Genomic DNA, 10,833 nt, shown 5'->3' with positions numbered 1-10,833 from the left:
CGACCCTTTCCGCCAAGACGCCGCTCGCCGCCGCGATCCGCTATGCCCTGGCCCGGATAGCCCGCCTGCGGCCCTGGCTCGACCATGGCGTCCTCGAGATCGACAACAACGCGGCCGAGCGGGCCATGCGCGCCATCGCCCTGGGACGGAAGAATTATCTCTTCATCGGCTCCGAGGCTGGCGGCCGTGCAGCGGCCATCGCCTACACCCTGATCGAGACCGCGAAGCTCAACGGCGTCGACCCCACGGCCTGGCTCGCCGACACCCTCGCCCGCATCCCGGACTGCAAGATCAACAGGATCGGAGATCTGCTCCCCTGGAATTACGCCAGATAGCGGTCAGGCCGGACGCTTACAGACCTCACGAAGAAAGAGAGCTCTTTCCAGCTTCGAAGTCATGCCTGCCTCATAGCGCGTCGCGCCTCGCGCGCGGACCGTCGAATGAAGCGCCCAGGATCGTCCTGGAACGCTCGAGCGCCCGGGTAGCGCCTTCCCTCAGGCTTCGAGCGTCTCGGGCCCCAGAGGCCACCGTATCGCCCTGGGGGACGCCTTCGGGACGACGCGCTCAGGAAAGCGGAATGGCCTTCGCCACAGGGAGCTTCTCGACGAAGGGGCGAAGGTCAGGGCCCGCCAAGGCGGCCACGACCTCCCTGTCGCCCTCCTCCGCCAGCGGCGTGACCACTCCCCTCCTGGCCTCGTCCCAGAGGGAGCCGTCGCCGTTCCCTGGGGCGCATCGGACGCGGACCCCAGCCATCATGTAGCACCCGTCCTCGCCGATGAACTGAACGTAAACCTCAGCCGTCATGGGCCTGCTCCCCTTCCGCGCTCTCCGCCTCGTCCACGTCGAGACGCCTCCCGTCGACGCCGACGAGAACGACTTTGTGGGTCTGCGCGGTCACGTGGGGCGTCGAGTTGATGGAGACGACGTTGGTGACCGGCGAAGAAGGAGGCTCGAGAGAGGAGCGCATTTCCCGTCTGGTCCCGTTCAGGTCCTTCAGGGGGATGGTGCTGACCTTGATCCTCTCGAAGTTCTCGTCGAGGACATAGTTGCCGTCGCCGTCGCGCTTGTATTCCCACCCGTCGTCGAGATGCATCTCGATGTGCTGGTCCACCTTGAAGCCAAGCCGGGTCGCCCGATCCTGCGAGGCGAAGGCAAGCGCCTGCTGGAGGCGCCGGTCGAACTCGGCGTCCCGCTCCCTGTGCCGATACAGGACCACTCTGCTCATGCCCGCCCTGCGGCACGCGTCCGAAATGTTCCCGCCAGTCTCGAGGACCAGCGCCAGAAATTCGTCGGCGCGCTCAGGGACGGCCAGGATGGCGGGACTGTCGACCGGAAGCGGGATGATCCGATCCGCGGCCCTGTTGTGCTCGTCGCCCATCCTTCTCGACCCTCCGCTCGGTGTCCAACTCTGTGCTCGCCAGGCCTGACGGGTCGCAACCCATTGCCCTCAATGGACTTCCGGGCGCAGCGCCCTCTGATCCTTGATCCCTGGGGCTCCAGGTTCGGCGGGGACTGAGAGGGCGGACGCGGCGACCATACGCGTGCGCGAAGCAGAGTGCCGCCATGCGGGCGCCTAGTAAGCCAGCAATTAAGCCCCTGTAACCCTTGCAACCCCTGTAACCCTTGCAACCCCTGTAACCCTTGCAACCCCTGTAACGCCCCCCCCCCTGTAACGCCTCGCCGAAAAGGGCGAAATCCATAGAATAGAGGCGCGTCTTCCAATCCAATCGATCCCGGTGACACGTTGACGCTTAGGCCCAAGAAGGGAGGCTCTAAGCGTCAACGGGCTAAGGGGTTGTTTTATTTAATCTATTTCTTAGTTGATGACACTTATGACACTTATGACACTTATTTTTAACTTACGGCCGGATAAACATCGCACCGGACCCCTGGTTGTAACGCCCCTCATGACCGGGAGAGCGACGCGCGGTCTGCCGGAAACTTAAAAATAAGCGTCAACGTAGCGCAAGCGTCATTATGTAGCGATTTCATGCACTTAGGTAGTGACGCTTGTTTTTCCCATGTGTCATAAGCGTCACCACTCATCGCGAGGCCCATTAGCTCCGCTCCGAACTCGGGGTCTTTTCTCAGCCTTGCGAGCCTTACAAGCCTTCCCGCTCTTCCCGCCCTTCCCGCTCTTGCCGCCCCCTTGGGCTCCCCTGCCGAAATCAGCGCCCCTTAACGCCCGGACGATCTTGGTCACGACCACCTAAGGCGCCCAGCCCAATCAGCCTCCCTGGGTCCATCCAGGCGCGGCCCTGCGCCCCCTAACGCCCGGACGATCTTGGTCACGACCACCTAAGGCTCCCAGCCCAATCAGCCTCTCTGGCCCCTCGCCGAAAAGAGGAAAGCTCGACGCGGAGTTTCCATTCCACGCCGAGCCCATCCTGTATGCTGGAGCGGCCCCAAGCCAAAGGCGCTAGGGCGCCAGGGCGTCAGTCCTCGCCGTCGAAATACCCCGCCGAGAGGCCGAAGTGCTTCTCGAACCTCCTGCGCGCTTCAGCGAGAGGTGGCACCACCCAGCGCCGCTCGCTCCCTCCCCGTCGACGCGGCGTCGTATCCAATCCCAGGCACCTCCCCGCCCCTAGGAGCGCTTTGTGGCTGACCTTGGTGGCGAGGGCGCGCCTCTTGAGAACGAAGGCCTCGGCGGCGTCGAGGAGGGCGGTCTTCTGCGCCGGACTCAGCTCCAGCGCCTGGTCGCATTCCTCGGACCATTCGACGTCTTCGTCTACCTGCAAGATTAGGCTCGCAAGATCGCCACGGGCGAGACGCTGCTCCCAGAACTGGGTGAGGGGATCGGCGCTCATCAACTTCTGCTCGCCAAGAGCGGAGGTGGAGGGAGGGTTCGCGGGCGTCCAGTCGCCCAGGTCCATCGCCAGCATGTCGTGAAGCATGGCCTCGTAGCCGCCCGCCTCCATCTGCTTCCAGAGGCGCCCGAAGAACCCGCGATCGTTCCGCCTGGCGTCCGAGACCTCGGAGACGTAGTAGCGACGGGCCTCGGGTCCCGCGGGCACCACCCAACGCTCGTTCGACGCCATCATGATGTGGACCATGTTGCGCCCGGGGACGATGTCCTTGCCCTTTCCCTCGTAGGAGATGACGGGCTCGGTGACCAACTGCTTGAGGACCGAGTTGCCTTCCTTGTCGGTGGGCGCCACCGCCTCGTCGGCGAACAGGAAGACGACGTCCCGCAGGTGGGCGTTGAAGCGTCCCGCGAACTGCTGGCTGCTGGAGACGGTCAGTCCGTGGGCGCCGGCGATGCGCATGAGCGCCCTGGCCAGCGTGCCCTTGCCCGTGCCCTCCTTGCCGCGGAAGACGATGGCGGCCTCGGGGCTCAGCCAAGGCTTCTGGAACATGTAGGCGATCCAGCGGCGGACGTATCGCGCCCCCTCCCTGTCCCCGTCGCACAGGACCTTGTCGATCAGCTCCCGCATAAGCGACCAGTCGCCCGGCTTCGGCTCCACCGCCCAACCCCTCCAGAGGTTCAGCTTGGCGTCGTTCTCCCTGCGGCTCTCCGGGTCCAGCACGATGCCCCGATATTTTCGGCGATCGGGGCTCTTGAGCCAGACGTCCGCCTTGCTGGGGAACTTCGACCTGGGCGTGTCGGGCAGCGGGACCCTCTCGTCTTCGTAGAACTGGGCGAACGCCTCGCGGCTATAGGGCACCCAGACGTCGCGATGGAAGGCGTCGTCGTGCTCCATCATGAAGACCTGGAACTTGCCCCCGTGGAGAACGCCGCAGTGCGTCTCGTTCATCTCGGCGACGAGGGCGTCCTGGGGCTTGCCCGAGGCTTTCGGCGCCTCGGCGCCTAGGTCGACCTCGAGGTCGTCGTCGAAGTCGTCCGCGGCGTCCCCCGTCATGCCGGGGATAGCGTCCTCGCGGCCGGCGTCGCGCAGCGCCTTGTGCAACGTGCGATAGGTCACGCCGTCCGCCCTGGAGGCGTCCAGGCTGTCCCACCTGCGGCCGATGATCCAGGCGTCTTCCGCATACTTGGGGTCGCCGGTGGACCACTCCACGAACTCCGTCCTGCCTTCGCCGGCGGTGGCATGATGGCAGGCCTGCATGAGGGCGAGCCAGGCAGCCTGGTCCTGGAAGTCCTCGGGCTCCAACGCGCCGAGCATGTCCGCCAGCTCTTCGGCCGTATGCTGGCCAGGCTCGACGGGGGCGCCGATGGACCGCTCGGGCCTGCGGGCGACGTCGAGGATCGCCTCCGGCGCCTCGGGCAGGCCCAGGAAGATGTCGTCGGGATCGGCCTCCCACACGCCTTCGACCTTCAGCCACTCATACGGCCTGCCCTGATCGGGATGGATCGACCCGGGGGCAACGACCTGCCTGCCCCTGGTCTTGAACTCGACGCCCGGAAAGGCTTCCAGGCTGTCGATCAGCAGGACCTCGGGGGGCTTGGCCAAGTAGATATGGAGGCCGCCGCCGCCGGTTTGAACGGCGGGCCACAGGAGAGGATCGGCGCCGGTCCAGAGGATCAACTCGTCGAGGGCCGATCCGGTGGGGTCGTTGCGAGGATCGTAGTCGATGACCAGGTGCTCGGAGCCCAGGCGGACCCCCACGTTGATCCCCGTCTTCGCCGCTTCGGCCATGACCTGGTCCGCGACGTAGGGGCGCCGAACCCAGTCTTTGTCCCGGGGACGCTTCCCGTCCTTTCGGTCCCGCCCCTGCTTGTCGCTGCTGGTTCGGTTCCAAGGGTGAAGCGGGATCAGGGGAAAGCCGGCGTCGGCCAGCGGGCGCATCTGCGACGTATCGACGGACGTCATTTGCCCGCCCTCCGCCGCTGGAGCCATGCCTCGCACTCGGCCTGGGAGTAGAAGATGGAGCCCTGGACCCGCTGGAACGCGGGGCCTCGGCTCAGGCCCTTCTTTCGAAGCTGGCGATACTGGGCCAACGTGGCGACGGTCAGGCCGCAGAATTCGGAGGCTTCCCGCACGTCGAGCCAGACGTGCTTTGCTGGTTTTTCTGCGCGAGCGGGCGCGTTATCATAATCCATGTTCGACCCTGTGTGTTCTAGGCGCCTGGAGAAGGGCGCAGGGGTTGAGCGGTCAGTTGTCCAAACTGTCATTCGGCGCGGTGGTGTTGCTGGCCCACCGCGCCGACACTTCTTCAGAATGTCGAGTTCGACTCTTGCGGGTGACCAGCAAAACGCAGCGGAGCGCAAAACGCTGGCGCGCTGGAGGCCTGTTCGCTCGCCAGCGAAAGACCCGATCAGCTCTCCGCCCGCCCCCTCTCGATACGACGCGCCCACTCGACGACGTCCGGCCCCAGGTGTTCGAAGTCCAGATGATGGCTCGAATTGAGGAGCCCCCTGGCGTCGGCGTAATAGTCCCCCGAGCGCACGTAGAAGATGCCCCACACGCTGGCGAGGGTGTCGTCGACCAGCCAGTGATGCTTGCCAAGGCCCGCCTCTTCGGCGGCGTCTTCAAGGCTCCGGCGAACCGCGAACCTCGCCTCGTCTGCGTCTTCGAACGGTGGGTGGAGCGACAGGATTTCCGCCGACCTGTTCATCAGGTAGACGCAGGCGTTCCAGTCGTCGATGGGCCAGTCGTTCAGCGACCCTGCGGGCGGTCTCTCCGAGGTCTTCATCGCTGGACCTCCCCGCGCGCGAAGGCGTCGAGGTCGTCTCGGTGGTAGCGCACAAGGCGCCTGCCGACGACCTGGTAGTTCGGGCCCTTCCCCTTACAGCGCCACGCCTTCATCGTCGCGGGGCGGAGCACCAAGTAAGAGGCGGCGGCGTCGGTATCCATCCAGGGGGATGTTGAACCTCGAGCGCCCTCGAGAGGGCCGTTTTCGACAGACATGCAAGTTTCCCGCATAAGGGTTTCAGACGAACTTCCCCTCGCTTTCTATGTCGCGATCGGTCCCTCGCCGCCTTGCTCTCGGCGGCGAGGGACCGGTCGCACGTCATGGGTGGTCAATGCTTGTCGAGGTTGCTGAGGTGTGTTGAAGTATACTGGCGCATGCGAGGGGGAAGATACTAACGTTTGCGTCCCCCTCGCGATTGTCGCCCGCTAGCGCGCGTCGACCTTAGCCCCCTTCAAGACGAGGTCCTCGAAGGCCTGAGCGTGGGGGCGGAGGCTTTCGACGAGCATCTGCGGGTGGACGTAGCCTCCAGATGCGCCTGGAAGGCGTTGACCAAGCAGGAGGGCGGACTCGGCGTATCCAACCCCTGCGGCGATCATCATGGACCTGGCGACGTGGCGCAGCCTGTGAGGAGACGGAACGCCCTCTCGCTTGGGCTCCTCGATGTGGCCGCTGGCGCTGGTTGGGCTCGGCCAAATCCATTCCAGCGCCAGGGGCTCGTCGTCCAGCATCCGCCTCTCCAGCATCCGCGATAGCCAGCGTCCAGTCGGGAACATCAGCGATCCGCCCGCCTTCATGTGGGTAAAGGTCAGGATGCGGCGCTCGGGGTCGAAGTCGGCCCTCCTGGCGTTCAGCAGAGAGGATCGCCTGGCCCCTGTGAGAAGGAACGCTCGCTGGAGGTCGCGCATGACGGGCGAGAGCTCCTCGGTGCGGACCCAGAAGGCCGAGAGGTCCAACTCATCCACCTGCCGTTTCGGCGTGGTCGGCAGGCGCAGCGCCTCGACGGGATTGCCCTGGATGCTCTCGTCCAGCCGCATCGCGGTGTTGATGGAGGCTCGAACCGTCCGCATGACCGAGGCGGCGGTGGTCCTGCCATGCCTGCGCTCGAGGGTCTCGAAAAGCTCCCGGCAGTCGCTTCGCGAAATGTCGGCCACGGCCCGCTTTCTGAAGCGGGCGAGGTAGCGGTCCAGGTGGTAGCCGTATCCCTTGACCGTCGCAGGCGAGAGGTCCCGCTCGGCAATGTGGGCCTCCAGCGCCTTCTCCAACGTAATGCCGGTTTCCTCCTGCTTCGCCGAAGGGTCCACTCCCGACTGTATCGTGGACATGATGACCTTGGCCCTGCGCTTGGCCTCGGCCAGGCCTATGCGGTCGATCCTGTCGATCTTCACCCGCACGGTGCGCACATGCCGCCCGTTCCGTCGGACGTCGCCCTGGCAGGCATAAGACTTGGTGGTCTTGTGGCAGATGACCATCAAACCCTTGACCTCGGTGTCCCTCCAAATACCGCTGCCTAGCGGCAAGGCCCTTATCTTGGCCTCGGTAAGTTTCATCACGGCCATCTCGCCGCCCTCCTAAGACAAACACAGACCCGAGCACCGAACCGGCGCAGCCCTAAACTGCCCTCGGTAGCTCTCGGCATGCATGAGTTTGTCAAGAATAGAAGGGAATGCGGACCACGATTTGCTTGGATATACGCCGATACAACGAAGTCGTGCGAACTCTTAATCAGCGGGTCGTAGGTTCGAGCCCTACATCACCCACCAAACTCCCCCTGCGGGATCGAAGACGGCGCGCCCCCGGGCGCGCCGTTTCCGTTTGCCCCCCTCACCCCCGCGCCCCCGTCAGCCAGTCCGCGAAGACCCGCGCCTCGGCCGAGGCGCGGGGGTGGACCGTCAGGACGAAGGCGTGGGGGGAGGGGATGGAGGCGGGCGTCAGGGGGACCAGCGCGCCGCGGGCGAGCAGGTCGCCCACCAGCCCGTCCCAGCCCAGCACCGCGCCGGCCCCGTCGCGGGCGAGCTGCAGGGCGATCATGTAGTTGTCGACCGCCGCCCGGCGCCCCTGCGGGGCGGGGCGGCCCAGGGCCGCGAACCAGTCGGGCCAGCCGGTCCAGTCCGTGCCCTCGGCCTGCAGGTGGATCAGGGGCGCGTCGAGCAGATCCTCGACCCGCGCGATGCGGTGGCGGGCCTGGTACTCGGGGCTGCCCAGCGCCAGGATCCGGTCGCGGAACAGCTCGCGCTTCTCGCCCTCGCCGCGCGGGGGGCCGTAGCGGATCGAGAGGTCGGGACGCCCGCCCGGCGGCTCCACGTCGGTGACGTTCTGGGAGACGACGATCTCCGGCCGGGTCTTCCAGAAGGCGGTGATCTGGGGGGTCAGCCAGAAGGCGGAGACGGCGGTGGTGGCCTGGACCACGACCTCGCCGGCCTCGGGGCGGCCGCGCAGCTCGTGGACCGCCTCGGACATGCCGGCGAAGCCGCGCTGCAGGGCCACGAAGAGGAAGGCGCCGGCCTCGGTCAGTTCGACCCCGCGGTGCTGGCGCAGGAACACGGCGCGGCCCAGTTCCGCCTCCAGCGCGCGGATCTGGTGGCTGACGGCGGCGGGGGTGACGTTCAGCTCGGCCGCCGCCTCCTTGAAGCTGAGACGACGCGCCGCGGCCTCGAACACCAGCAGCGAGGTCATCGAGGGCAGGTCATAGGGCCGGGTCACGTCGCATTCGCTCCGCCTCGCGTCGCAATCGCGACAGGTGAATTCAGCTCATCCCAGTTGAATATTTCTGCCCTTGTGCGGCGCAATAATCAAGCGCAACGGCTCAAGTGAAATAACCTTGCCAGCCGGAGCCAGCCCCCGATGACCGCCCCCCTCTCCGACCTGCTCGCCCGCCGCCGGCCCGGCCATGCGCTGGAGCGGCCGTTCTACACCGACGCGCAGATCTTCCAGCAGGACCTGGAGCTGATCTGGCAGCGCGAGTGGCTGTTCGCCCTGCCCGCGGCCCAGCTCGACAAGACCGGCGCCTATCACCGGCTGAAGGTCGGCGCCTGGGACGTGATCGTGGTGAAGGGCGCGGACGGGGAGATCCGGTCCTTCCACAACTCCTGCCGGCACCGCGGCTCGATCCTGTGCAAGGCGCAGACCGGCAAGGTGGCGAAGCTTGTCTGCCCCTATCACCAGTGGACCTACGAGCTCGACGGCCGCCTGCTGTGGGCGCGCGACATGGGGCCGGAGTTCGACGCCTCGAAGCACGGGCTGCGTCCGGTCCACACCCGGCAGGTCGCGGGCCTGGTCTTCATCTGCCTGGCCGAGACCGCGCCCGACTTCGACGCCTTCGCGAAGCTCGCCGAGCCCTATCTCGCCGTCCATGACCTCGGCCGCGCCAAGGTCGCCCATACCTCGACCATCGTCGAGAAGGGCAACTGGAAGCTGGTCTGGGAGAACAACCGCGAATGCTACCACTGCTCGGGCTCGCACCCCGCGCTGTGCCGCTCCTTCCCGCTGGATCCGGAGGTGGCGGGGGTGAACCCGGACGGGTCCGTCTCGCCCCGGCTGCAGGCCCATTTCGACCGTTGCGAGGCCGCCGGCGCCCCGGCGCAGTTCCGCATTTCGGGCGACGGGCAGTATCGCCTCGCCCGGATGCCGCTGTCCGCCCCCGCCATCAGCTACACGATGGACGGCAAGCCCGGCGTGCGCCGGCCGCTGGGGCGCGTGGCGCTGCCGGACGCGGGATCGCTGCTCGCCTTCCATTACCCGACGCTGTGGAGCCACTTCCTTCCCGACCACTCGCTGACCTTCCGGGTGACGCCGATCAGCGCCACCGAGACCGAGGTCACCACCTGGTGGCTGGTCGACAAGGACGCGGTCGAGGGCGTGGACTACGACCTCGACCGCCTGACCGAGGTCTGGATCGCGACCAACGACGAGGACCGCGAGATCGTCGAGATGAACGCGGCCGGCATCAACTCCCCCGCCTACACCCCCGGCCCCTACAGCCCGCAGGAGGAGTCGGGCGTGATCCAGTTCGTCGACTGGTACGCCCAGACGCTGGAGCGGGCCCTCGGCCCCCGCGCCCTGGCCGCGGAGTGAGCGCCGTGAACGCCCGCGCCCAGCCCGCGCTCGCCTTCTGGACCGACGCAGAGCCGCTGGAATGCGTCGCCCGCCTGCCCGAGGCGCGCGACGTGGTCACCTTCACCTTCCAGGCCCCCTCCGGCGCGCTCTTCGCCTTCCGCCCCGGCCAGTTCCTGACGCTGGAGCTGCCGGTGGCCGGCGGGCCGCTGCACCGGACCTACACGATCTCGTCCTCGCCCTCGCGGCCGACCTCGCTGACGGTGACGGTGAAGGCGCAGGAGGGATCCCTGGGCACGCGCTGGATGCTGGAGAATCTGCACCCCGGGACCCGGCTGCGGGCCATCGGCCCGGGCGGACGGTTCTCGTTCTTCGAGACGCCGGCGAAGAAGCATCTGTCCATCTCGGCGGGCTCGGGGATCACCCCGATGATGTCGATGATCACCCACATGTACGACGGCGGGCGCGACCCCGACGTGGTGCTGATCAGTTGCGCGCGCCGGCCGTCGGAGATCATCTTCCGCGACCGGCTGGAGCACATGGCCTCCCGCACCACGGGCATCGAACTCGCCTGGGTGGTCGAGGAGGCGGACCCCTACCGCCCCTGGACCGGCTACCGCGGCCGCTTCAACCAGCTGATCCTGGGCCTCGCCGCGCCGGACTACCTCGAGCGCGAGGTCTACTGCTGCGGCCCCGAGCCGTTCATGACCGGCGTGCGCGAAGCGCTGGCGGGCCTGGGCTTCGACATGGCCCGCTACCATCAGGAGAGCTTCACGGCGCCCCTGCCCGAGACCGGGGACGTCCCCGACGACGTCACCCCCGACGAGGCGATCGGCGCGCAGATCGAGTTCGCGGCCTCGGGCGTGGTCCACGACTGCGCCCAGACCGACACGATCCTGGCGGCGGCGCGGGCGGCGGGGCTGAACATCGCCTCGGGCTGCACCTTCGGCGTCTGCGGCACCTGCAAGGTCCGCAAGACCGCGGGCGAGGTCCACATGGTCCACAACGGCGGCATCACCGAGGAGGACGTCGAGGAGGGCTGGATCCTCGCCTGCTGCTCGAACCCCATCGGCCGCGTGACGGTGGACGTCTGACGCGCGCCCCGGGGGCGCCCCTCGGGCCTGACCCGGGGCCTCTCCCGTCCCCCGCCGCGGGCCGGACCGGGGGGGCAGAGGCCGCGCCCCCGCCGCC

At 67.2% G+C, this 10,833-nt stretch carries 11 protein-coding genes; 3 read left to right on the top strand and 8 right to left on the bottom strand.

The genetic code is table 11. From position 1 onward, the window contains the following. Positions 1-335: transposase domain-containing protein (locus tag BM064_RS21555; RefSeq protein WP_143103410.1), on the top strand; the 335-nt coding region annotated here is incomplete at its 5' end. 229 nt (positions 336-564) lie between these two features. Here the strand turns inward: BM064_RS21555 and BM064_RS21550 are convergent. The 8 genes from BM064_RS21550 to BM064_RS21525 all read right to left on the bottom strand — a co-directional run bounded on the left by BM064_RS21550 (position 565) and on the right by BM064_RS21525 (position 8,292). Next, on the bottom strand, positions 565-804 hold the full coding sequence (locus BM064_RS21550; protein WP_092863723.1) for a hypothetical protein: 240 nt from the start codon (positions 802-804) through the stop codon (positions 565-567). Next, a complete protein-coding gene (locus BM064_RS21545) occupies positions 794-1,225 on the bottom strand; it encodes a hypothetical protein (RefSeq protein WP_143103409.1) in 432 nt (143 codons plus the stop codon). The genes BM064_RS21550 and BM064_RS21545 overlap by 11 nt, the downstream gene beginning before the upstream one ends. 1,210 nt (positions 1,226-2,435) lie before the next feature. Then, positions 2,436-4,769, bottom strand: coding sequence for a DUF5906 domain-containing protein (locus tag BM064_RS21540; protein ID WP_177236359.1), 2,334 nt, complete (start codon positions 4,767-4,769; stop codon positions 2,436-2,438). Further along, positions 4,766-4,999 (bottom strand): helix-turn-helix domain-containing protein, encoded by a 234-nt coding sequence (locus tag BM064_RS27635; RefSeq protein ID WP_177236358.1) that lies wholly within the window; start codon positions 4,997-4,999, stop codon positions 4,766-4,768. Before BM064_RS27635 ends, BM064_RS21540 begins: the two co-directional genes overlap by 4 nt. Before the next feature lie 215 nt (positions 5,000-5,214). Then, positions 5,215-5,592 (bottom strand): hypothetical protein, encoded by a 378-nt coding sequence (locus BM064_RS21535; protein ID WP_092863714.1) that lies wholly within the window; start codon positions 5,590-5,592, stop codon positions 5,215-5,217. Beyond that, positions 5,589-5,753, bottom strand: coding sequence for a helix-turn-helix domain-containing protein (locus tag BM064_RS28520; protein ID WP_143103414.1), 165 nt, complete (start codon positions 5,751-5,753; stop codon positions 5,589-5,591). The genes BM064_RS21535 and BM064_RS28520 overlap by 4 nt, the downstream gene beginning before the upstream one ends. A gap of 264 nt (positions 5,754-6,017) precedes the next feature. Further along, a complete protein-coding gene (locus BM064_RS21530; RefSeq protein WP_092863711.1) occupies positions 6,018-7,148 on the bottom strand; it encodes a tyrosine-type recombinase/integrase in 1,131 nt (376 codons plus the stop codon). A 265-nt stretch (positions 7,149-7,413) separates the two neighbouring features. Next, complete coding sequence (locus BM064_RS21525) at positions 7,414-8,292, bottom strand: LysR substrate-binding domain-containing protein (RefSeq protein WP_092863708.1); 879 nt, start codon at positions 8,290-8,292, stop codon at positions 7,414-7,416. A gap of 141 nt (positions 8,293-8,433) precedes the next feature. Between BM064_RS21525 and BM064_RS21520 the strand changes: the two genes are divergently transcribed. Together BM064_RS21520 and BM064_RS21515 are read left to right on the top strand one after the other, a co-directional pair. Then, entirely contained in the window at positions 8,434-9,663 is a 1,230-nt protein-coding gene (locus BM064_RS21520; RefSeq protein WP_092863705.1) for an aromatic ring-hydroxylating oxygenase subunit alpha, read from the top strand. Next, positions 9,660-10,736 carry an FAD-binding oxidoreductase gene (locus BM064_RS21515; protein WP_218161099.1) on the top strand — a complete coding sequence of 359 codons (1,077 nt, stop codon included), beginning with the start codon at positions 9,660-9,662 and terminating at the stop codon, positions 10,734-10,736. The genes BM064_RS21520 and BM064_RS21515 overlap by 4 nt, the downstream gene beginning before the upstream one ends. Positions 10,737-10,833 lie beyond the last annotated feature (97 nt).

This window comes from Albimonas pacifica, from assembly GCF_900113695.1.
GTDB classification, from domain to species: Bacteria; Pseudomonadota; Alphaproteobacteria; order Rhodobacterales; family Rhodobacteraceae; genus Albimonas; species Albimonas pacifica.
Note: the sequence above shows the minus strand (reverse complement) of the source record. Positions and strands in the feature narration are given on the sequence as shown.

Bases quoted from the DNA above. Each gene is read 5' to 3' on its own strand.
- BM064_RS21550 (WP_092863723.1), bottom strand. From the start codon at position 804: ATGACGGCTGAGGTTTACGTTCAGTTCATCGGCGAGGACGGGTGCTAC.
- BM064_RS21545 (WP_143103409.1), bottom strand. From the start codon at position 1,225: ATGAGCAGAGTGGTCCTGTATCGGCACAGGGAGCGGGACGCCGAGTTC.
- BM064_RS21540 (WP_177236359.1), bottom strand. From the start codon at position 4,769: ATGACGTCCGTCGATACGTCGCAGATGCGCCCGCTGGCCGACGCCGGC.
- BM064_RS27635 (WP_177236358.1), bottom strand. From the start codon at position 4,999: ATGGATTATGATAACGCGCCCGCTCGCGCAGAAAAACCAGCAAAGCAC.
- BM064_RS21535 (WP_092863714.1), bottom strand. From the start codon at position 5,592: ATGAAGACCTCGGAGAGACCGCCCGCAGGGTCGCTGAACGACTGGCCC.
- BM064_RS28520 (WP_143103414.1), bottom strand. From the start codon at position 5,753: ATGGATACCGACGCCGCCGCCTCTTACTTGGTGCTCCGCCCCGCGACG.
- BM064_RS21530 (WP_092863711.1), bottom strand. From the start codon at position 7,148: ATGGCCGTGATGAAACTTACCGAGGCCAAGATAAGGGCCTTGCCGCTA.
- BM064_RS21520 (WP_092863705.1), top strand. From the start codon at position 8,434: ATGACCGCCCCCCTCTCCGACCTGCTCGCCCGCCGCCGGCCCGGCCAT.